The following is a 21,465-nucleotide window of genomic DNA, read 5'->3' as shown; positions in this document are numbered from 1 at the left end:
CGCAACGCCTCATCGCGACGACGCCCCGTCGTCGCCCCACACGACCATCACGTCGCGCACGAGCGCGGCGATCGACGTCGCACCGAGCTTCTCCTTGATGCTCGCGCGATGCACGTCGACGGTCTTCACGCTGATCGACAGATCCGACGCGATCTGCTTGCTGCCCTTGCCGTCCACGACGCCGCGCAGCACTTCCTTCTCGCGCGCGGTCAGCGCGTCGAGCCGCTGGCGCAGCTCACGGTGGCGCTGGCTCACCGCATGCCGCTGCTGCGCGAGCCGCAGCGCGCGCTGCACGCGCTCGAGCATCTGCTGCGAGTTGTACGGCTTCTCGACGAAATCGATCGCGCCGTTCTGCAGCGCGCGCACCGACATCGGAATGTCGCCGTGTCCGCTGACGAAGATCACCGGCAGCGTCGCGCCGCGCGCATTCAGTTCGGCCTGCACGTCGAAGCCGCTTTTCTCCGGCATCCGCACGTCGAGCACGAGGCACGCGGGCAGGTTCACGTCGAAGCGCGCGAGAAAGTCGGCCGCGTTCGCGAACCCTTCGGACGCGATGCCGACCGATTCGAGCAACCACGCGAGCGACGTCCTCATGCCGCCGTCGTCGTCGACGATGTATACGATCGGTGCGGGTGACGTCATCGCGGGGGTCTCGCTGAATGTCGGTATCGGTATCGCACGTGCCGCGCGCAACGCCGCTGGCCGGCGTGTCGCGAGCGCCGCTCGCTGGGGTGTGCGGCACATCATAACGAGCCGAAAACCCGCTGCAAACCCCTTCATCTGCCGCACGAACGCGCCATCACGGTTTTTTTCGCGCGCGATGGCGCGCATCTAGGTAGAACCTTTAGACACGTTGGCAGGAACGCCATCCCGATCGTCAATCGTGCGAATGGTCGGCTGCATTTTCGCGGCGTACGCTTGGATCATCGTCGGCCAAGCGATGCTGCATCGGCAGCGCCCGCGATCGCCGCTTTCGTCCAACCAGGAGCGCCCATGTCTTCCACGACCGATATCCAGCGACCGGCGCGCGTCGAGCCGACCGACGCGCAAAAGGCCTTCCGCCAGGCGATGGCCCATCTCGGCGCGGCCGTCAACGTGATCACCACCGCGGGGCCGCACGGCCGCTGCGGGATCACCGCGAGCGCCGTGTGCTCCGTCACCGACGCGCCGCCGACGCTGCTCGTGTGCCTGAACCGGTCGAGCGCGATGCATGCGACCTTCGAGCGCAACCGGCAGGTCTGCATCAACGTGCTGCCAGCCGAGCACGAGCTGCTCGCGCGACACTTCGCGGGGCTCACCGACCTGCCGATGGAACAGCGCTTCGCGTTGCCCGTGTGGGATCGCGGCGAACAGGACGTGCCGGTGCTGCGCGATGCGCTCGCGAGCCTGCAGGGCACGATCGCCGAGATGAAGGAAGTCGGCTCGCATTCGGTGATGTTCATCGAGGCGACGTCGATTCGCGTGCGAAACGACGGCGACAGCCTGATCTATTTCAGCCGCGCGTTTCATCGCGTGTCGCGCACCGCGTGCATGCGGTGATCGGCACATGACTACGCGGACGTGCGCAGCGCGCGCTGCCCGGCCGCGAATGCCGCGCCCGCGAACAGCGTCAATGCCGAATACACGAGCCCGCGCGCGAGCCCCGCACTGTCCGACACCCAGCCGATCGCGACCGGCCCCGCGATCTGCCCGAATGCGAAGACCGTCGTGAATGCGCTGATCCCCTTCGCCCAGCCGTCGGGCGGCAGGTTGTGCCGCACGAAGGCCGTCGTCGACGCGACCGCCGACAGGAACGTCGCGCCGAACAGCAAGCCCGATGCGAATGCGGCAGCCGGGTGCACGAACAGTGCGGGCATCAGCGTCGCGACCCCGAGCAGCGCGTTGAGCACGGCGAGCGCCTGGCCGCCGCGCATCCGGTCGAGCAGCCCCGACCACAGCCGCGCCGACACGACGGTCGCGACGCCGAGCATCACGTAGAACGCGGCGACGACCGTGCCGCTCATCCCCGCGCCGCGCAGCAGCGCGACGATGAACGTCATGTAGCCGATATAGCCGACGCCGAACAGCGCATAGCCGGCCAGCGCGAGTGCGAAGCGGGCCGGGCTCGCGGTCGCCGCCTGTTTCGCACCGTCGGCCCGCGCGGCGGGTGCCGCATGTGCCTGCTCGATGCGGCGCGCGGCCGACACGGCTACCGCCGAGAACAGCACGCACGCCGTCGCGAGTGCGAACCATGCGGGCTGCCAGCCGTGCACGCGTGACACGAGCGTGGCCGGCACGAGCAGCGACGACGCGACGATGCCCCATCCGGTGCCGCCGTAGTAAAGGCCGAGCAGCAGCCCCGCATCGCGCGGCGACGCGGAAGCGAGCCGCGCGGCCAGCACGCCGCCGCCGATAAAGATCAACGCGCTGCCGCCTCCCGTCGCCAGCCGCTGCGCGAGCAGCGCGTGCATGTCCGACGTGAGCCCGCCCGCGGCCATCAGCACGGCGGTCAGCGCGCAGCCGGCCGCGAGCAGCGTGCCCGCGCGCCAGCGCCGCGACAGCAGCGGGAATGCGAGCGCGCCGATCAGGTAGCCGGCCGCGTTCGCGGTGTTCAGCGCGCCGGCCTGCGCGAACGTCCAGCCGAGATCCGCCTTCATCGGCGGCAGCAGCAGCGCATACGAAAAGCGCGCGAGGCCGAGCGCGATCGCGCTGCCGAGCGACAGGCAGATCGCGAGCCGCCACGCGGCCATGCGGCCGGGATCGGTTGCGCCGGCGTCCGGCCGCGAGCGGCCGGCACGCTCCGGTTGCGGCACTGCACGCATCGGGGTGTCTCCTTCGTTGTTCGGTTCCGGGGTTTGCGCCGCCGTCGCTCGATCATACTGGAGCCGCCACGAAATCGGCACGCGCGGCAGCGGCACAACCGCGACGGCCGCCGCGCCCGGTTCCCGCTCCCCGACACGACGGCCGGAAAACGCGGGAGGCCAGCCGGCGCTGGCACGCGCTACCGCCCGAGTCCGGCCGCAAACGCCGCCAGCAGCGCGCGCCCTTCGGGCCATCCGGCCAGCCCGGACGCCGCGTTCAGGTGGCCGCGCGCGCCGAGCAGAAGCGGCGCCGCACCCTGTTCCGTTGCCCATTCGAGCGCGCGCCCCGACGGATCATACGGATCGTCCGCGCTCGCGATGGCCAGCACCGGCAGGCGCCCGAACCTGCCGTTCGGCAGGTTCGCGAACGCCGCGGCGGCAACCGGAAAGCACGGTCCTGCCGGGTCGGGCACGGCCACGAGAAACGCGCCGCGCACCGCGCGCGCCGACACGGCATGCCAATGCGCGAACAACAGACAGCCCAGCGAATGACACACCACGAGCGGCGGCGCCCCGGCGTTCGCGACGGCCTCGTCCAGCGCGGCCATCCAGTCGGCCAGGTCGGGCGCGTCCCATGAAGCCGGCGCGATGCGCGCGGCGCCAGGCAACGCCGCCTCCCAGTGGCTCTGCCAATGATCCGGTCCCGAATTGCCGATACCCGGCACGATCACGATCGCTCGATCCATCATTCCCTCCGTCAACTGAAGCCCAGAGTGTGACTACGCGTCCGTCGACATGGAATGGCAAGTCATCGGTTATTGAGACAAAATGCCGATGAATCAACGGTACGGGAGGACCGTCATGCCGGACGAAGCACTGGATCGCCTAGATCTTGCGATCCTCGAAGCGCTGCAGGACAACGCGCGGACGCCGCTGTCGGAAGTCGGCAGGCGCATCGGGCTGTCGCAGCCCGCCACGTCGGAGCGCGTCAAGCGGCTGGAAGAACGCGGGATCATCGCCGGTTACGGCGCGCGGATCGATCCGGCGGCGCTGGGGCTGGGCATGATGGCCATCATCCGGCTCAAAACCACTCACGAGCACATCCAGCCGGCGCTGCGCACGTTTGCCGAGATGCCGCATGTCGTCGAGGTCCACCGCATGACCGGCGAGGACTGCTTTCTGCTGAAGGTGCTGGTGCCGACCCCGGGCCAGCTCGAAACCCTCATCGACGCGATTGCGCGCTTCGGCGCGGTCACGACTTCGCTGGTGCTGCGCTCGGAACCGACGAAGGCGATCGGAAAGGCGCTGCTCGGATGACGTGCGGAGGTGGACCGACCGAGCGACGCGTGAAATCGGCACACCGGTTCGAGCACCGGGCGGTCGTGCATACGATTTTCGTGAATGACATAAATCGCATCAATCCGCTCAATTAAATTCAAATTAGAAATAACCGAATTCATTTCGCCGCCACCATTCCATTTTTCTAAAAAAATGACGTGCGATCTGTCGCTCGTTTTACCCATGTTTTCCAATATGTGGGCTGGGGATTCCCTTGTTTAGCACGTCTCGGCTAAAAACATTGCGACGCATTGCATTCGTAAATTCATCAGAATAATATCGACGCCACTCGCCCGGCATTCACAAAATTCCGAACGAGGAGCGGCAATGTTTTTGCCGCGCTTTCATGTTGAATCACTCATGTTCACCACAGGAGAATTGACATGCAGGAAACCCAGAAAATCGAATTGCTTGACTGGATGCAGGAAGACACGCACCCCGAGGCCGTCGACATGATGGTCGAGGACGCGGTGGTGCCGTTCGGCACCGCGCTCTGGCCGGTCTGAGCGGGCCACCCGTTCTCGCGGAGGGGCCTCGGCCCTTCCGCCGCTTCCGGAGATACGCATGCTGAACCTGCACCGCGCGCTCGGTTTTCACCCGGCGCTGCGCGACAAGCTGGCACGCGGCGAATCGGGAAAACTGCTGGTCGGCTATGACACCCGCAACCGCGACACAGCGTTGCGCGCCTTTTCCGCCCTGCCCGATTCGCTCGACGCGACCACCCTCTGCCTCGAAAGCACTGCGCCCGCCGACATCGCCGCCGCGCTCGACGACGCCGACCTGTTCGTGCTGCTGTACGACTCGTCGTGCCTGCCGACGCCGTCGCCGAGCGGGCCGCCATTTCTCGCCGCGATCCGCCCCGCGATCGTCGAACACTGGAGCAAATCGGTTTTATTCAAGGATTACGGCCCGCACCTCGACGAGGCGTTCGCCGAATCGCTCGACGACATCGCCGCGCGCAACGGCCGGCTGATCGAGGCCGCCGCACGCGCGTCGCAGATCCGCTTCATCGACGAAGCCGGCAACACGCTGACGGGCTCGCTCGCACCGGATCAGAAATGGACGAGCGTGGACGGCATGGGCAACCTCGACGTCGTGCCCGGCGAGATCGCGACGCACGTGACCGACCTGAACGGCACCGTCGTGTTCAGCGGCACGTTTCTCGGCACGGTGCCGTTCGCGATCAAGTACAAGGTGGCCGAGCGGCTCGCGACGCTGCATGTCGAGCACAGCACGATCGTCGATTTCGACACCGACGACGCGGGCTTCCGGCGCGATTTCACGACCTATCTCGACCGGCACGCGAATCACCGGCGGATCGAGGAATTCGGCATCGGCACGAACCTCGGCATTCGCGGCCTGTACGGCCGCAACGCGGGGTTCGAGGAACGCCATCCGGGCCTGCATCTCGGCCTCGGCGGCGGCGAAAACGGCAGCCACCATCTCGACCTGATCTTCGCGCGCGGCACGCTCGCGCTCGACGAACGGATCGTGTTCGACGGCGCGTTCGCCGTCTGACGCGGCAGCGGGTCGCTCAGGCTTCGGCGGCCGCCGCGTCGCCGAGCCACTTGAACATCACGAAGCAGTCGACGAAGCCGAGCCGCGCGTGACGGTATGCGCGCGGCACCCGGCCGACGATCTCGAATCCCAGCTTCTGCCACAGCGCGACCGCGACCTCGTTCGTCGCGACCACCGAATTGAACTGCATCGCGAGGAAACCGCGCTCGCGCGCCACCTGCTGCGAGTGCTCGCACATCAGGCGCGCGACGCCGCGTCCGCGCGCGACCTCGCTCACCATGTAGCCGCAGTTGCTCACGTGCTTGCCGGGCCCGGCCGCGTTCGCCTTCAGGAAATACGAGCCGAGCACCACGCCGTCCTCTTCGGCGATCCACGTGCAGAGCGGCGCGTCGAGCCACTGTGCGCGTGCGGCTTCCCGGGTCGGCTCGGGATCGAATGCATAGGTTTCCTGAGCAGCGACGACGGCGCGGTAGGTCGGCCAGAAGCGCGCGAAATCGTCGTCGGTCATCGGGCGAATCGTGATCATGCGGGGGCTCTCTCGTGAGGGTGATGTCGGCAGGGCCAGACGGGCGAACGAGCGATCGTACCGCGATTCATCGCGGGTCGCGTTATCGCTGCGCTGCGATACGCGACCGGCGGTGCGCCGTATCAGCGCTTGGACGCCTGACGGAAACTCGACGGGTTGACGAAGCCGGGCCGCACGGCCTGCCGCCGATTCTGATCCATGCTGACAGCCATGCAGTGCTGTTTTCCAACGTGCGGTGCACCGTCATGTGTTTCATCTGCAGGCGTTTTATCTACGCTCGGCGCAAGATACATTGCGCACGCTCGGTTTGCGTAGGGGTAGGTCGGGCCACGCAGACACGTCTGCATTGGCCGATTCGCGAGCGCTACTTCGTCTCAATCTGAACCGACTGAGTCCACGCCACCGCACGCCATTCATGCCTCCCCGACCACTCTCACAATCTGCAACAATCTACCGCCATTCCATCTCAATAATACGGCATTTCGCGACCTTCCTGCCTTATCATCAGCACCCCAAATTGATGGAGAAAACTGCGGAATGGCCAAGTAGAAGTGGTTCTCCCATCTGCCTTGTTCGGCGTCGGTCGGCGCTTGCTGCCGTCAATTCTCGGCAACCGTGGGGCGGCGTCGAACATGCGACAACAAACACTAGCAAAGCGGGGAACTCCAATGAGAAAGGCGGCTGTCCGGGATAACGATCCGACGACAACACGCGGCTTCGTCATCGCAATTTCTTCGACGATTTACGACAAAGGAAAACGTGTCGCATTGAGCGGCGATAAAGCGACATGCGGAAATTGCGAGGGTACCTTCGAAATTATCGGATCCGGACAGGGCATGTCAGAAACCGGCCGAAACGTCGTGGTCGACGGTGACCGGGTAACGTGCCCATGCATGAAAAATCGCGTCATTGTAGGCCGCAACCCCGGGATATTTCTAAAGTCGTCGGGAAACGCGCCGCTCGCGGAATCGAGTTCCTTCCACCGGTGCCCCGCAGCGCCCGCACCGGCAGTTCACGACGAGCGGATCCGGTTGATCGATCGATTTTCCGGATGGCCGCTCGCCGACATCCGTTATCGAATCACGGATTCTTCAGGTCGGCTCGTCGAGGGACGGACCGACGAAAAAGGTCTGACATGCCGGGTCGAGACATCCGGTCACGACGTAATCGACATCGAGATATATCGGGGAACCAACCAATGTGCAATAGAAATACGGATCCGCTGCACGACGACGGATGGGAATCCGTCGGCACCGTTGCCACGAATACGACAGCGGACTCGATCCGGGATATCGAACTGGATCTGACACCGATATGCCAAAACATGTCGAACAAAACATTCCGGTCATCGATCGTCCGACTTCGCGACATGGCCATTCCTTTGATTCGGGATCGCGTTGCCGGGCTGGCGCGATGGGACGACGCCGAGCAGTCGCGCGCACGGAAGTGGTTCGGCCGAAGCGACGACATCGCACGCGATACCCTGCGGCTCGGAATGCCGAAGCTGTTGGACGTCATGCAATCGCTCAAACCGGAGAACGTCATCAGGTGGGATCAGCAGAAACAACGAAACATCACGTGCACCGTCTTCCCGGACAACGGCCACACGGATGCCGCAGTATGCAAGCCCGATTCCGAGAAGCGTATCATCGCGATCTATTCGCGTTTTTGCACATCGCCGCCAGCGCAACGCTGGCGAGGATGCCAACTACTCACACTCATTCACGAATGCACGCACTTCGCGGATGTGTTCGACTCCACCGACGAAATGTATGGCGTGTCAATCGGTTTGACCTTCTGGGCACAATCCAATCCCGACAAAGCAATTCGCAACGCGGACAGTCTTGCGTGCTACGTCGGCTTCGACGGATAAGGAACTCGCGTGATGCGCCCCATTCTCTTTGCGCACCTGTTCGCGCTTTCGATATTCGTCGCAACACCGCTCGCATACGCATGCACGATTTCGACGGACATGGCGGATACATTGCCGCTGAATTCCACCGACATCCCCAACAAGGCACGGATACGGATCGCTGAAATGGTTCTGGAGGCCCGCAACTGGCCGAATGTCGGTATTCGTGGAATCGTCTACGCAGGAGGTTACATCCGGGAACGGGATCCGGCCGCCCTCGCTCACCGGCGAGCCGCTGCACTGAAAACCTACCTTATTCAGCTGGGCATCGGTGAACAGAACATCTGGGTAGATACAAGGACCATCAAGCACCCGGACGTCGACAACGACGGACGCCTTTCGCTCAATCAGATTGCCGTGACGCTGGTCCCGATATGCGACGGAGGGTGCGAGCGCTTGTGCGCCGATCCGCGCGTGACGCCGACATCCCAGCCCATTCGCTAGCCCTGTCCCAACCCATACATCAACGAAGCGACCATGAACCCATCCAACGGCGCTGTATCGCATCACGACGCGGAAGTCGTCGAACTACGCACCGACCCAGAGCTTTCAGCCGCCTATTTGAACGTCGCGGCTGAATCGCTCGGCGATCCCGACAATCACGCCGCGGCCCTCCTCGCACTGCAAGCGGTCATCGAAGCAGGCAATCTTTCCCGTCTTCCCGCTGCTCGCCCGCAAACCTGAACGCCCCTCACGGCTGAACCATCCACACCAGCAGCATCTCATCCGGCGCGGCCGTCATCCCCGCCGGCGGATGCGCGATCGCCGGCTCGACCGCCAACGCGTGCGCGATCGCCGCCGCATCATCGATCGTCGTCGTGTGCACGATCGTCATCAGCCGCGCCGGCCGGCGCAGCGTTTCGCGATACAGCGCGCCATACCACAGCGGCCGCATGCCGAGCGCATCCTGCAACACGTACGGATAACGCCACAGCCGCAGCACGAAGCGGCTTTCCGGGTGGGCCGGATCGACGCGGACGAACACGCGCCGCGTGCTCTCGCCATGCGTATAGCGCGGCAGCACGGGCAGCGTATCGGCGGGCGCCTGCGGCAGCAGCCAGCGCAGCGCGGTGGCCGGCGACCACGGCGTCGCGCGCTGCCAGCCGGCCTGCGCGAGATGGCGGTCGAGCGTGTCCGACGTCGCGCTCCATTGCAGCGGCAGATATTCCTCGCGGTCGCCGCCGATCTCGGTGCGCCGCGCCGGCACGCGCTGCCACCCGCCGCGCAGCCACTGGTCGACGGTCATCGCGACCACATCGCCGACATGCGGACGCGCCGCGCGATCGAGCTGCCACTGCGCGGGCACCGTCCATACGCCGGCCGTCGCGAGCACGACGACGACCGCGACGAGCGCGCCGCGCGGCTGTACATGCTCGCGCACGCGCCAGTATGCATAGGCGCCGGCGAGCAACGCGAACCATGCGAGACCGAGGCTCCACCCGCCCAGCAAACCCGACAACCAGGTATCGCCGACGTACAGCCGCGCGAAGCCGCCGAGCACGATCCACAGCACGACCGCCGTCACGACCGGAATGCGCCACGGCGCGGGCCGGTCGCGCGCCAGCACCCAGCCAAGACCGCTGCTCGCGAGGATCGCGAAGGCGGCGTCGCCGTCCGGCAGCGGCACGTGCAGCGCGCCGGGCGGCAGGCTCGCGGGCGTCGCGCCGGGCGCGCCCGCACCGAACACCGGCACGAGCACGACGGCGACGCCGATCGTCGCGAGCCACCATGCGGCCGTCAGCCAGCAGCGATGGATCATCAACCAGACGAGAAACGCGGCCGCGACGATCAGCCCCGTGTCGTGTCCGTGCAGCACGGCGAACGCGCTCATCGCGGCGTCGGCGGGCGGCGTGCGCAGGCGCTGCAGGAACGCGTACAGCGCGATGTCCGCATGCATCAGCGGATCGTTCGCGACGACGTCCTGCACGATCCCCGCGAACAGCCACACGCAGCCGATGAACAACAGCGCGAGCACGGGCACCGCGCCCGGCAACCCGCGCAGGTACGCGATCCCGTCGTGCAGCCGCGCGCCGAACCGCGGCCAGCGGTGCACGCACGCGTGCACGGCTTCGGCGAGCGCACGACACAACAACGGCCAGCCGCGCCGCAGCGCGACGCGCACGCCGATCCACACGAGCGCGACCAGCGCGGCCACGACCAGCAGGATCGCGGCGACCCGCACGCTGATCGCCGCGGCCAGCGCGGCCGACGCGCCGAACAGGATGCCCGGCGCGACGTGCACGGGCGCCCACACGAGCGCCGAGATCACGTTGACCGGATAGAACGACCGGCGCGGCAGTGTCGCGCAGCCGACGACGACCGGCACCACCGCACGCACCGGCGCGAGAAAGCGCGCGAGCACGATGCTCTTCATGCCGTGACGCAGCACGAATTCCTCGCCGCGTGCGTAGGCGTTCGCAGAGCCGAAGCGCGCCCACGCACTACGGATCATCCCGCGGTAACGTCGTCCGAGTTCGTAGCTGATCCCGTCGCCGATCACCGCGCCGACGGCCGCGACGCCGATCGTCGCCCATGCGTCGAGCGCGCCCGCGCCGATCAGCGCGCCGGCCGCGAACATCACGGCGCCGGCCGGCACGACCGTGCCGATCAGCGCGATCGCCTCGGCGCACGCGGCCACGAACACGATCGCCAGCACGAGCAGCGGATGCGCGCCGATCGCGCCGATCCACGCGTGGATCGTGTCGCTCATCGCACACTCCCGAAAGGTGCGGCCCGGTGCACGAACATCGGGCCGGCAGCGGCCTTGGATACGTTCATCGCGGCATGCGCACGCTCGCGCCGGCGTCGCAGGCCAGTGTCAATCGAACTCGTGTTGCCGCGCGTCGGCCTCGAGCGGCGCGTCGTGGTAGCCGACCGTCGCGATCTCGTGCAGGTAGCGCGCAAGAAACGCGCCGATCGAGCCGGCGGCCTCGTATTGATGCACATGACGGAACTCGTGGGTCAGCAGCCGGCGCGTGTCCTGCCCGCGCAGCACGTACACCGCATGACCGAGCGTGAGACCGATCGTCGCGGGTGACAGCAGCCCCGTGTCGCGGGCGATCGCGGCAAGCGTCGGCGTGTCGGGAAACGGCATGCGCTCGACCGCCAGCACGCGAATCCGGTCCGGCTGCGCGACGCCCACCGTGCGCGCATCGTCGGCTTGCCCGGGCGTCAGCGGCGCGCCCTGCGCGAGCCCGCGCGCCGCCTCCGCTTCGGCCCAGGCGACCGCAGCAGGCAGGGCGGACGGCAGGATATCGGCCAGGTCGATCATTGCAGGGCTCCTCGGTTCGCGCGGATGGCATCGGGCACCAGTTTAGTCCCGAATCGGAACGGTTCGCGGAGCGGGCCCGCCGATGCCGCGCCGGCCCGCGTCGGGTGCAACGATCATCCGGGAATACCCTGATTCGCGCGGGCTGCGCACGATGCGCTTTCCAATGAATTATTTCGTTGCAGTATGCATTCCGCGATCGACGCTCCTGAAAATTTCGCGAACGAGTACCGTTTTCGGGTTCGGCGGAATATATTGGTCAGAAGAACGGCCGCGGCGACAACCGGACAGCGACGACGGCAACCCGCGGTGTCATCCCGAAGAGGACCGCTGGAAGATGATCAGGGTAATTCTGGCTGACGATCACGCAGTCATGCGGGACGGACTGCGTCACATTCTGGAGATGGCCGGCGGCTTCGAGATCGTCGGCGAGGCGAGCGACGGCGCGGGCACGCTCGCGCTGGCCGAGCGCGCGGCCGCCGACGTGCTGCTGCTCGACCTGTCGATGCCCGCGCCGACCGGCATCGAGCTGATCCGGCTGGTCAAGCGCCGGGCGCCGTCGCTGCGCACGCTGGTATTGACGATGCACGCGGAAGCGCAGTACGCGGCGCGCGCGTTCAAGGCCGGCGCCACCGGCTACCTGACGAAGGACAGTGCGACCGCCGAGCTCGTCGAGGCCGTCGGCAAGGTGGCGGCGGGCGGCGTCTACGTGAGCCCGTCCGCGGCGGAAAGCCTCGCGCACACGCTGCGCGCGCCGGCTCACGCCCTGCCGCACGAGCGACTGTCCGCGCGCGAGTTCGACGTGATGCGCCGCATCGTCGCCGGTCAGACCGTCACGCGGATCGCGTCCGAACTCGCGTTGAGCGCGAAGACGGTCAGCACGTACAAGACGCGAATCCTCGAGAAGATGGGGCTGCCGCACGAAGCCGCACTGGTCCGCTACACGGTGCGCCACGATCTCGACCTCGGGGCCGACGACGCATGATGGCCGCCTTCCGCTTCCCGCCCGCGCCGCCGCCGTCGGATAACGACGATCCGGATACGTCGCGCCTGTTCATGTCGTCGCTGCCGCCGGGGCGGCGCGAACGGCGGCTCGCGCTCGCGACGGTACTCGTATCGGCCGTGATCTTCGCCGCGCTCGCGCCGTTCGCGGCGATGCCGCTCGCGCCGGGCTGGGCGTTCATTCCCGTGTACCAGTCGGCGATCGTCGTCAACGACATGGTGACGGCCGGCCTGCTGCTCGGTCAGTACGCGATCCTGCGCGAGAAACCGCTGCTCGTGCTGGCGGGCGGCTATCTGTTCACGGCGTTCATGGCAGGCACGCACATGCTGACCTTCCCCGGCCTGTTCGCGCCGACCGGCCTGCTCGGCGCCGGCGAGCAGACCACCGCATGGCTGTACCTGTTCTGGCATGGCGGCTTTCCGCTGTCGGTCGCCGCGTACGCGCTGCTGCGCGCGACGTCGCGCGGGCGTCCGGCTCCGGCCCCGGCCCCGCCGCGCCGCGCGGCGATTCCCGTCGGCCTCTGTATCGCCGCCGCGATCGGCGCGACGGCCGCGCTCGCGCTGTTCGCGACCGCCGGCCACGACCTGCTGCCGCGCATCATGAGCGGCAACCGGATGACCGCGACGATGACGAAGGCGATCACGGTCGTCTGGGGGCTGAACCTGGTCGCGCTGATGCTGATGTGGCGGCAGCGGCGCCGCCATTCCGTGCTCGACCTGTGGGTGATGACGGTGCTCGTCGCGTGGCTGTTCGACATTGCGCTGTCGTCGATGCTGAACCACGGGCGCTTCGATCTCGGCTTCTACGCAGGGCGCGCGTACGGCCTCGTCGCGTCGGGCGTCGTGCTGTTCGCGATGCTGTTCGAGAACGGCCGGCTGCACGCGCAGACGGTGCGCGCGCTGGCCGGCGCACGCTTCCAGCATCTGCTCGTCGTGCAGAAAAGCGCGCAGTTGAACGATGCGAACGAACGGCTCGAACAGCGCGTCGCCGCGCGCACCGCGCAGTTGAGCGCGTCGAACCGCGACCTGCGGCGCGAAGTCGAGGAGCGCGTGCGCGCGGAGCGGGCGTTGCAGGCGTCGCGCGAGGAGCTGCGCGAGATCGCCGCGATCAGCGCCAGCGCGCGCGAAGCCGAGCAGCGCCGCATCGCGCGCGAGCTGCACGACGAACTGGCGCAGTCGCTCGCGGCGCTGAAGAACGATCTCGAATGGCTGATCGATCGCGTGCCGCAGGACGACGCGTCGCTCGCACGCAAGATCGCGGCGATGCATGGGCTCGCGCGCGGCGCGGTGGCCGCGACGCGCCGCATCGCGTCGGACCTGCGCCCGCTGATGCTCGACGATCTCGGCTTCGCGGCGGCGATGCAATGGCTCGTGGAGGATTTCCGGCACCGTCACGGGATTGACTGTTCGCTGCACGTCGAGCCGCCCGAGCTGCAACTCGACGAGCCGTATGCGACCGCCGTGTTCCGCATCGCGCAGGAAGCGCTCGCGAATGTCGCCCGGCACGCGGCCGCGTCGCACGCGGACGTCGAGCTCGTGTACGGCAGCGAAGCGATCGTGCTGACGATACGCGACGACGGCGCGGGCTTCGATCCCGCGGTGCCGCGCAAGTCGGCTTCGTTCGGGCTGGTGGGGTTGCGCGAGCGTGCGTATCTGGTCGGCGGCACGCTGCGGATCGCGACGACGCTCGGCGAAGGCACGACGGTCGAGGTCGAGATTCCGCGGGCGCCGGCGCCCGTGGCGCTCGCGCATGGCGGGCACGAGAGTTCGCGGGGCTAGATGGAGGGCGGCGGAAGCCGCCGCACGGCGACGACTTAGTCGACCGCCTTCGTCGAACGCGCCGCTTTGAGCATGCGCCCGAGTTTCGCGCGGACGTTTGCCGCATCGATGTATTCGCCGGTCAGCCGTGCCTCGTCACGCGATGCCAACCCGCGTGCGACAAACTCGCGCTGCGCGGGGTGCGCAACGCCATCGCAGGACATGTTCATCGTCGTCACTTTCTTCATTGCCGGCTCCATTCGTCGCATGTACACCGCATGGTAGCGCGCTCGATTACTTGCCGCCGAACCCGCACGCGGCGCCCGATTTCAGGATCATCCGAAACCGGCCGACGCTGCGATAGCGCCGCACGCCATCACGCCCGCGCCGCGACCATTCCCCGCTCCGAGCGCGTCCACGCGACCAGCGCGCCGACGCCGAGCAGCGCGAGGCACACGATCGGCACGATCATCGGCCCGAACGCGGTGCCCGTCACCTTGCCCGCGAACGGCATCAGGTTCTGGCTGAAGAAGCCGCCGAGGTTGCCGATCGAGTTGATCGCCGCGACGCTCGCGGCCGCCCGCGCACCGGTGAAATAACGCGGCGGCATCGACCAGAAGCACGGATACAGCAGCGGGATGCACGCGCCGCCCAGCACGAGCGCGATGAAGCGCAGCGGCGTCGACGGCAGCACGAGGCTCAGCAGGAAGCCGAGCGCGCCGAGCGCCGCGACGATCGCGATCGTACGCAGGATGCTCTTCGCGCGGCGCAGCTTCGCCGGCAGCCATACCAGCAGCACCACCGCAAGCGCCCACGGCAGCATGCTCAGGAAGCCGTTCGTCGTGCTCGACACGCCGAACGATTTCACGAGCGTCGGCAGCCAGTACGTGACGCCGTACAGCGACGTCGACATCAGCATGTAGGTGGCCGCGAACAGCATCACGCGCGGATCGAGCAGCGCCTTCCAAGGCTGACCATGCTCGGCCTGCGCCGGCTTCTCGCGCTCCAGCGCGGCCGCGACGATCTGCTTCTCGCGCTCGTCGAGGAACGGCGCTTCGCGGAACGATGCAGGCAGCACGCGAAACACGACGATCGCGACGACCACGGCCGGAATGCCCGTCGCGACGAACACCCACTGCCAGCCCGCGAGCCCCCACACGCCGTTCAGGCTCAGCAGCAGGCCGCCGACCAGCGAGCCGAGCATGTTCGCGAGCGCGCTGCCGAGCGTGAAGATGCCGAGCACCTTCGCGCGGTAGCTCTGCGGAAACCACAGCGTCAGGTAATAGATCACGCCCGGATAGAAGCCGGCCTCGGCGATGCCGAGCAGGAAGCGCAGCGAGCAGAACGCGGGCATCGACGTCGTGAAGCCCATCAGCACCGTGATGAGCCCCCACGTCAGCATGATCCGCGCGAGCCACACGCGGGCGCCGTAACGATGCAGCGCGAGCGTGCTCGGCACCTCGAACAGCAGGTAGCCGATGAAGAACAGCGACGACGCGAGCCCGAACGCAGCTTCCGTCATCCCGAGGCTGTGGACCATCTGCAGTTTCGCGAAACCGACGTTCTGCCGGTCGATGAACGCGATCAGGAACATCACGACGAGAATGGGCAGCAGGCGCCGCGCCATCTTCGACATGATGCGCTGTTCTTCGGCGGACGCAGGGTCCAGGGTGTCGGTAGCGTTCACTTCAGGCTCCTTGGGTGAATCGGTTGCGTATCGGTTGAATCGGTTGAATCGGCGCCGCGCTTGACGAACGCGCAGGCGTCAGGTGGTTCGATGAATGGCATCGGATCGCGACCGGGCGGCTCAACCCGACCGGTAGTCGTCGAGCATCGGCGCGAACATCTCGTGCCACGTGCGCGGCTTCGCCTTGATCGTGCCGGCGAGGGACAGGAATTCGACGTAGTCCATCAGCTGGTTCGGCCGCACCGAGAAACGCGTGTCGGGCGCGGCGAGCATCCGCATCACGTCGTCGTGCGACACGCCGACGCCCGACGACGCCGCATAGAGCGCGGCCGCCGCGCGCGGGTCCTGCGCGATCAGGCGATTCGCTTCGTCGAGCGCGCCGAGAAACGCGGCGGCGAGCGCCGGCTCCGCATCGACGAGCCGCTTCGGTGCGAACACCACGTCGAGCGTCAGCGGGCCGAGCACGTCGACCGAGTTCACCACGCGATGGATGCCCGGCTGCCGCAATTCGAGCGTCGAGAACGGCGGCGACGTGAAGTGCGCGGTCACACCGCTCTCGCGCCGGATCAGCGCCTGCATCGCCTGCGGATGCGGCAGGTTCACTGTGATCGAATCGAGCTGCGCGAAGTGCGTCGGGCCGAGCTGCCGGCTCGCGACCATCTGCAGCACGACCGCCGACAGCGACGTGCGGATGCCCGGCACCGCGATCCGGTCGGACGGCGTGAAGTCGCGCAGCGACACGAGGCCCGCGCGATTCGCGTTCAGCGACAGCGACGTGGTCGACAGCCCGCTGATGCCGATCACCTCGACGTTCGGTATGCCGCGCGCCCGCGCCCACAGCTCGATGAAACCCGGCGCGCCGGCGGCCGCGAAATCGAGCGTGCCGGCCATCATCGCGTCGTTGACGGAATTGCCGCCGTCGAGCAGCACCCATTCGACCGCGACGTCGCGCACGCCGCGGCGCGCCGCATGCCGCTCGAACAGCCGCTGCTTCTCCATCACGAGCAGGGGCAGGTACAGCACGCCATAGCCTTTCGAGATCCGCACCGTGCGCGGCTTCGCGCGCACGAGCGCCGGCGCCCCGAGCACGCCCAGCACGCCGAGGCCGGCCGCGATCAACGCGCGGCGGCGCGGCAGCGTGGTCATGCGCGCGCCGCCGTGCGGCGGACGGCCGGCGGCCACGCGCAAGCCGGCGTGGCGCCGCGGCGCGCGTTCGTCGTGCCCGTGACATGCTGCATGTTGCCGTCTCCATGAATATTTCTGGTATTAATGCCGTCCTTGCATCCCGCTTCCGGCTCGACACAGGTTATCGGCCGAGTCTGAGAAAATGCTGACATCCCGGCCCCGGGAAAACCCCTAACTCACCTACCTGCGAACGGCACCATGCGCATTCTCGTCGTGGAAGACGATGCCGAAATCGGCGCGGCGATCCGCAGCCGCCTGGCGCGGCTCGGCCACGCCGTCGATCTCGAAACCGACGGCGCGACCGCGAACGGGCTGCTGCGCGTCGAGCGCTTCGATCTCGTCGTGCTCGATGCGAACCTGCCCGGCATGGACGGCTTCACGGTACTGCGCAACCTGCGCGCGTCCGGCAGCACGACACCCGTGCTGCTCGTCACCGCGCGCTCGGCGATCGACGACCGCGTGAGCGGCCTCGGCCTCGGCGCCGACGACTACCTCGTGAAGCCGTTCGACTACCGCGAACTCGACGCACGCGTGCAGGCGCTCCTGCGCCGCAACAGCGGCCACGCGAACGACGTGCTGACGCTCGGCGGCCTCGTGATCGACCGCAGCAGCCGCCTCGCGGAACTCGACGGGCAGCCGCTGTCGCTGTCGCGCCAGGAATTCGCGCTGCTCGAAATCCTCGCGAGCCGTCCGCAGCGCATCTTCTCGAAGGAAGAACTGCTGAATCAATTGTTCAGCTTCGGCAACGAGCCGACCGCGAACGCGGTCGAGCAATACGTGACGCGCGTGCGCCGGAAGCTGCAGGGCAGCTCGGTCGAGATCCGCACCGCGCGCGGGATGGGGTATCAGATTGCCGCGCATTGACTGGTTCCCGAAGACGCTGTTCGGGCGCACGCTGCTGTTCGTCGCGCTCGTCGTCGCGACCGGCGCGCTCGCGCTGGCCGCGATCGCGCGCTACTACGCGGGCGTCGCGGCCGAACGCGCATACGATCAGCTGCTCGCCGGCGCGTCGATCCAGGTCGCGGAAAACCTCTACGTGCAAGGCGGCGTGCTCGCGCTGAATCCGCCGGTGGCTGCGTTGTCGACGCTGTCGCGCTACGACCTCGTCTACTACAAGGTGGTCGATTCGCGCGGCGTGGTCGTGGCCGGCTATCACGATCTCGCGAGCCTCGCGACGCTCGCCGCCGCGAAACAGGGGCCCGCGTTCGCGAATGCCGTCTACCAGGGGCACCGGGTGCGCACCGCGACGATCGCGCGCTACATGCCCGAGGAAAGCACGCCGGGCTGGGCGCGCGTGACGGTTGCGCAGACAACCAACGCGCGTCAGCAGCTGACGAACGACATGAGCATCAAGGTGTGGACGCTGATCCTGTTGATGAGCGTGCTCGCGATCGGCGCGAGCGGCCTCGCGATCCGGCGCGGGCTGCGCCCGCTCGCGCAGATCGGCACGATCATCGCCGCGCGCGACCCGGCCGACCTGCGGCCGGTGGCCGTCGATACGCCGAGCGAAATCGACGCGATCATCGGCTCGATCAATGGCCTGATGCACCGCCTCGCCGAGCGGATCAACGCGATGCAGCGCTTCATCGCCGACGCCGCGCACCAGATGCGCACGCCGCTCGCGCGACTCGATGCGCAGATCGAGCTGCTCGACGGCGAATCCGATCCCGCGCGTCACGCGGCGCGGCTCGATGCGCTACGCGCGACCTCGTCGGACGTCGGCCGGCTCACCGGCCAGTTGCTCAATCATGCGATGGTGATTCATCGCACCGAGGCCGTGCCGCTGCAACCGGTCGAACTCGTCGCGCTCGCGAAAGAGGTCCTGGGCCGCACGATTCCGCTCGCCGGCGAGCGCGACGTGGCCGTCGCGTTCGCGAGCGACGCGCCGCACGCATGGATCGACGGCGATGCGATCAGTCTGCAGGAAGCGCTGTCGAACGTGCTGCACAACGCGCTGCTGCACGGCCATGCGGACGACATCGTCGTGGCGGTTGCGACCATGGGCAACGCGGATCAAGCGGTGACGCTGACCGTCACCGACAACGGGCGCGGGATACCGCGCGAGCATTGGGACGCGGCGTTGCAGCCGTTCGTGCGGATCGCGCCGGACGGCAGCGAGCGACGTACGGGGTCCGGGCTCGGGCTCGCGATCGTGCAGGAAGTGATGAAGGCGCACGGCGGGCGCGTCGGGTTCGCGTTTCCCGATGCGGGCGGGTTCGCGGTGGTGCTGACGTTTCCGCGCGCGGCGACGACGCCCGCCGCAAGCGACGCTTAGGCAACCGCGAATCCAGCGCAGGCACGCCCGATCGAACGCCACCGGGTGGCGCGCGTTCAGTCGTCGCTGCCCCGATCGTCGTCGGCGTGGCGTTGCGCGTGTCGCGCAACCCGTTGATCCAGCTCGTCATACTGGCGGTCGCAGAACAACCGGCACAACGCATCGACGTCGACGCGCGTTCTCACGTCGATCGTGTCGACGTGCTGCTCCAGCTTGCCCTTGCCGATGCCGAAGAGCCCCTTCTTCATCCGCATGGACACCGCATTCAGCTGGAAGCCGTTCGAATGCGCATCCGTCAACGCAGTCACCCACAGCTCACGCTGATCGTCGGCATGCTGCAGCACGAGCGCCGGCAGCGGGCCGTCCTGCGTCTCGTTCCATTCGACGTGCTGGGCCGCCCAAGGGAACGCATCGATCGCATGAACGAACGACGCGTAGTCGGTCGCGCCCTGCTGATCGAGCTGATTGAAATCGTAGCCGACTTTCTGGATGGAATAGGTCAACATGGCGCGGTGCTCTCCGTGGTGTCGATCGCGACAGAACGCCAATCTACTCCACATTTGACGACGGCTGGCAGCACCTGCTTGCACCGCCTACGCCGCCACCGCCTCCCCACCGAGATACGCATCGCGCACGCGTTCGTCGTCGAGCAGCGTTTTCGCGGGCCCTTCCAGCACGACGCGCCCCGTCTGCAGCACATACCCGTAGTGCGCGATCTCAAGCGCGAGGCTCGCGTTCTGCTCGACCATGAACACCGTCACGCCTTGCTTGTTGATCGCGTCGATCAGCTCCAGCACCTTGTCGACGTAGAGCGGCGACAGCCCCATCGTCGGCTCGTCCATGCAGATCAGTTTCGGCCGCGCCATCAACGCGCGCGCCATCGCGAGCATCTGCTGCTCGCCGCCCGACAGCGTGCCCGCGCGTTGCGTCAATCGTTCACGCACACGCGGAAACAGATCGAGCACACGCTCGTAGTCGTCGGCCACCGCCGCACGATCGCCACGCGTGTATGCGCCCATCAGCAGGTTCTCGCGCACGCTCATGTCGCCGAACAGCCGCCGCGCCTCGGGCACGGCCGCGATCCCGCGCCGCACGCGCTGCGGCGTCGCGAGCGCCGTCACGTCGTCGCCGTCGAAACGCACGACGCCGCGGCGCGGGCGCATCAGTCCGAGAATCAGCTTCATCGTCGTCGACTTGCCGCTCGCGTTGCCGCCGAGCAGGCTGACGATCTGCCCGCGGCCGACTTCGAAATTCACGTCGAAATGCACCTGCACCGGTCCGTAGAACGTGTCGAGATGTTCGAGTTTCAGCAGCGCGTCGGTCATGGTCGTATCAGGCACGGAAGATTGCACGGTCATGCGGCCGCCTGCGCGGTGCGCTCGGCCGGTGTGCCGCCAGCGTGGCGGCGGCCGAGATAGGCTTCGATCACGCGCGGATCGTGCCGCACGTCGCGCGGCGCGCCTTCGGCGATCTTCACGCCGTTGTCGAGCACCATCACGCGGTCCGACACGCGCATCACGAGTTCGAGCTTGTGCTCGATCAGCAGGATCGTCAGCCCGCGCGCTTTCAGCGACTGGATCAGCTGAAGCACCTCGGCCGTCTCCGTCTCGTTCATCCCGGCCGTCGGCTCGTCGAGCAGCAGCAGGCGCGGATGCAGCGCGAGCGCGCGGCCGATCTCCACGCGCCGCCGGTTCGCATACGACAGGCTGTGCGCCGGATGATCGATGCGCGGCGTGAGCCGTTCGCCGAACCCGGCGACGATTGCGCGCGCCTCTTCACGCAATGCCGCTTCCTCGCGCCGCACCGACGCGGGCCGCACCAGCGCGCGCAGCACTTCGGCGGCCGCGCCGAGCGCCGGCCAGCCGGGCCGCGCCGCACGCAGCCGCGCGTGCGCGCCGATCAGCACGTTGTCGAGCACGCTCAGGTTGCCGAACACGCGGCCGTGCTGAAACGTGCGCGCGATGCCGAGCGCCGCGAGCCGCTCGGGCGCGGTGCCCGTGATGTCGCGGCCGTCGAACGTCACGCGGCCGGCGTCGGGCCGGTCGGCGCCCGCGATCAGGTTGAACAGCGTCGACTTGCCCGCGCCGTTCGGGCCGATCACGCTCAGCAGTTCGCCGTCCGCCAGCGTCAGGTTCGCGCCGTCGAGCGCGGTCACGCCGTCGAAGCGGCGCGTCAAACCCCGCACGTCGAGCAGGGGTCGAGTGGTCGTCATCGCA

The 21,465-nt window shown here is 67.6% G+C and carries 24 protein-coding genes; 12 read left to right on the top strand and 12 right to left on the bottom strand.

The features are described 5' to 3' along the window. Positions 1-9: 9 nt before the first annotated feature. Positions 10-642: a response regulator transcription factor gene (locus tag CFB81_RS17665; protein ID WP_089436016.1), complete on the bottom strand. Its 633-nt coding sequence runs from the start codon at positions 640-642 to the stop codon at positions 10-12. Positions 643-993: 351 nt separating this feature from the next. Between CFB81_RS17665 and hpaC the strand changes: the two genes are divergently transcribed. Continuing rightward, a complete protein-coding gene (hpaC, locus tag CFB81_RS17660; protein WP_089436015.1) occupies positions 994-1,539 on the top strand; it encodes a 4-hydroxyphenylacetate 3-monooxygenase, reductase component in 546 nt (181 codons plus the stop codon). An 11-nt stretch (positions 1,540-1,550) separates the two neighbouring features. Here the strand turns inward: hpaC and CFB81_RS17655 are convergent, their stop codons facing one another. Continuing rightward, positions 1,551-2,801, bottom strand: coding sequence for a YbfB/YjiJ family MFS transporter (locus tag CFB81_RS17655; RefSeq protein ID WP_089437047.1), 1,251 nt, complete (start codon positions 2,799-2,801; stop codon positions 1,551-1,553). Positions 2,802-2,980: 179 nt separating this feature from the next. Then, positions 2,981-3,526, bottom strand: a complete 546-nt coding sequence (locus CFB81_RS17650; RefSeq protein WP_089437046.1) for an alpha/beta hydrolase — start codon at positions 3,524-3,526, stop codon at positions 2,981-2,983. Between the two features lie 115 nt (positions 3,527-3,641). Between CFB81_RS17650 and CFB81_RS17645 the strand changes: the two genes are divergently transcribed. The 3 genes from CFB81_RS17645 to CFB81_RS17640 all read left to right on the top strand — a co-directional run bounded on the left by CFB81_RS17645 (position 3,642) and on the right by CFB81_RS17640 (position 5,636). After that, positions 3,642-4,097, top strand: a complete 456-nt coding sequence (locus tag CFB81_RS17645; RefSeq protein ID WP_089436014.1) for an Lrp/AsnC family transcriptional regulator — start codon at positions 3,642-3,644, stop codon at positions 4,095-4,097. A gap of 404 nt (positions 4,098-4,501) precedes the next feature. Then, complete coding sequence (locus tag CFB81_RS36595) at positions 4,502-4,624, top strand: hypothetical protein (RefSeq protein WP_256976237.1); 123 nt, start codon at positions 4,502-4,504, stop codon at positions 4,622-4,624. A 58-nt stretch (positions 4,625-4,682) separates the two neighbouring features. Further along, a complete protein-coding gene (locus CFB81_RS17640; protein ID WP_069618889.1) occupies positions 4,683-5,636 on the top strand; it encodes a leucyl aminopeptidase in 954 nt (317 codons plus the stop codon). A 16-nt stretch (positions 5,637-5,652) separates the two neighbouring features. On the opposite strand, the gene CFB81_RS17635 is transcribed toward CFB81_RS17640, so the two are convergent. Next, a complete protein-coding gene (locus tag CFB81_RS17635; protein ID WP_089436013.1) occupies positions 5,653-6,162 on the bottom strand; it encodes a GNAT family N-acetyltransferase in 510 nt (169 codons plus the stop codon). 632 nt (positions 6,163-6,794) lie between these two features. On the opposite strand from CFB81_RS17635, the gene CFB81_RS17630 reads away from it, so the two are divergent. From CFB81_RS17630 to CFB81_RS17615, 4 genes are read left to right on the top strand one after another with little or no spacing between them, the layout of a single operon-like run. Next, positions 6,795-7,469, top strand: a complete 675-nt coding sequence (locus CFB81_RS17630; RefSeq protein ID WP_306427155.1) for a PAAR domain-containing protein — start codon at positions 6,795-6,797, stop codon at positions 7,467-7,469. A gap of 17 nt (positions 7,470-7,486) precedes the next feature. Next, on the top strand, positions 7,487-8,035 hold the full coding sequence (locus tag CFB81_RS17625) for a M35 family metallo-endopeptidase (protein ID WP_256122002.1): 549 nt from the start codon (positions 7,487-7,489) through the stop codon (positions 8,033-8,035). A 12-nt stretch (positions 8,036-8,047) separates the two neighbouring features. Beyond that, positions 8,048-8,518 carry a hypothetical protein gene (locus CFB81_RS17620; protein ID WP_089436011.1) on the top strand — a complete coding sequence of 157 codons (471 nt, stop codon included), beginning with the start codon at positions 8,048-8,050 and terminating at the stop codon, positions 8,516-8,518. A 33-nt stretch (positions 8,519-8,551) separates the two neighbouring features. Further along, the gene (locus CFB81_RS17615) at positions 8,552-8,758 is read left to right on the top strand and encodes a hypothetical protein (protein WP_256122003.1); all 207 of its coding nucleotides are present in this window, start codon (positions 8,552-8,554) and stop codon (positions 8,756-8,758) included. 7 nt (positions 8,759-8,765) lie between these two features. Here the strand turns inward: CFB81_RS17615 and CFB81_RS17610 are convergent, their stop codons facing one another. Then, positions 8,766-10,784 carry a VTT domain-containing protein gene (locus tag CFB81_RS17610; RefSeq protein WP_089436010.1) on the bottom strand — a complete coding sequence of 673 codons (2,019 nt, stop codon included), beginning with the start codon at positions 10,782-10,784 and terminating at the stop codon, positions 8,766-8,768. 108 nt (positions 10,785-10,892) lie between these two features. Beyond that, complete coding sequence (locus CFB81_RS17605) at positions 10,893-11,345, bottom strand: hypothetical protein (RefSeq protein ID WP_089436009.1); 453 nt, start codon at positions 11,343-11,345, stop codon at positions 10,893-10,895. Positions 11,346-11,679: 334 nt separating this feature from the next. Between CFB81_RS17605 and CFB81_RS17595 the strand changes: the two genes are divergently transcribed. Continuing rightward, entirely contained in the window at positions 11,680-12,327 is a 648-nt protein-coding gene (locus tag CFB81_RS17595) for a response regulator transcription factor (protein WP_089436008.1), read from the top strand. Then, the gene (locus tag CFB81_RS17590) at positions 12,324-14,123 is read left to right on the top strand and encodes a sensor histidine kinase (RefSeq protein ID WP_089436007.1); all 1,800 of its coding nucleotides are present in this window, start codon (positions 12,324-12,326) and stop codon (positions 14,121-14,123) included. The genes CFB81_RS17595 and CFB81_RS17590 overlap by 4 nt, the downstream gene beginning before the upstream one ends. A gap of 35 nt (positions 14,124-14,158) precedes the next feature. On the opposite strand, the gene CFB81_RS17585 is transcribed toward CFB81_RS17590, so the two are convergent. The 3 genes from CFB81_RS17585 to CFB81_RS17575 all read right to left on the bottom strand — a co-directional run bounded on the left by CFB81_RS17585 (position 14,159) and on the right by CFB81_RS17575 (position 16,935). After that, a complete protein-coding gene (locus CFB81_RS17585; protein WP_249190396.1) occupies positions 14,159-14,350 on the bottom strand; it encodes a hypothetical protein in 192 nt (63 codons plus the stop codon). 128 nt (positions 14,351-14,478) lie between these two features. Continuing rightward, positions 14,479-15,789 (bottom strand): MFS transporter, encoded by a 1,311-nt coding sequence (locus CFB81_RS17580; RefSeq protein WP_069618897.1) that lies wholly within the window; start codon positions 15,787-15,789, stop codon positions 14,479-14,481. Positions 15,790-15,909: 120 nt separating this feature from the next. After that, a complete protein-coding gene (locus CFB81_RS17575; RefSeq protein WP_089437045.1) occupies positions 15,910-16,935 on the bottom strand; it encodes an ABC transporter substrate-binding protein in 1,026 nt (341 codons plus the stop codon). Between the two features lie 237 nt (positions 16,936-17,172). On the opposite strand from CFB81_RS17575, the gene CFB81_RS17570 reads away from it, so the two are divergent. Beyond that, positions 17,173-17,838, top strand: coding sequence for a response regulator transcription factor (locus CFB81_RS17570; protein ID WP_027782307.1), 666 nt, complete (start codon positions 17,173-17,175; stop codon positions 17,836-17,838). Continuing rightward, positions 17,825-19,249 (top strand): sensor histidine kinase, encoded by a 1,425-nt coding sequence (locus CFB81_RS17565; RefSeq protein ID WP_089436006.1) that lies wholly within the window; start codon positions 17,825-17,827, stop codon positions 19,247-19,249. Before CFB81_RS17570 ends, CFB81_RS17565 begins: the two co-directional genes overlap by 14 nt. 56 nt (positions 19,250-19,305) lie before the next feature. Here CFB81_RS17565 and CFB81_RS17560 read toward each other — a convergent pair whose 3' ends face one another. The 3 genes from CFB81_RS17560 to CFB81_RS17550 all read right to left on the bottom strand — a co-directional run bounded on the left by CFB81_RS17560 (position 19,306) and on the right by CFB81_RS17550 (position 21,461). Next, positions 19,306-19,755, bottom strand: a complete 450-nt coding sequence (locus CFB81_RS17560; protein ID WP_089436005.1) for a hypothetical protein — start codon at positions 19,753-19,755, stop codon at positions 19,306-19,308. Positions 19,756-19,842: 87 nt separating this feature from the next. Then, on the bottom strand, positions 19,843-20,607 hold the full coding sequence (locus CFB81_RS17555) for an ABC transporter ATP-binding protein (RefSeq protein WP_089436004.1): 765 nt from the start codon (positions 20,605-20,607) through the stop codon (positions 19,843-19,845). Continuing rightward, complete coding sequence (locus CFB81_RS17550) at positions 20,604-21,461, bottom strand: ABC transporter ATP-binding protein (RefSeq protein WP_089436003.1); 858 nt, start codon at positions 21,459-21,461, stop codon at positions 20,604-20,606. Before CFB81_RS17550 ends, CFB81_RS17555 begins: the two co-directional genes overlap by 4 nt. Positions 21,462-21,465: the final 4 nt, after the last annotated feature.

The organism is Burkholderia sp. AU28863, assembly GCF_002223195.1.
In the GTDB taxonomy this organism is placed as follows: Bacteria; Pseudomonadota; Gammaproteobacteria; order Burkholderiales; family Burkholderiaceae; genus Burkholderia; species Burkholderia sola.
This window is presented reverse-complemented; position numbering and strand designations above follow the sequence as displayed.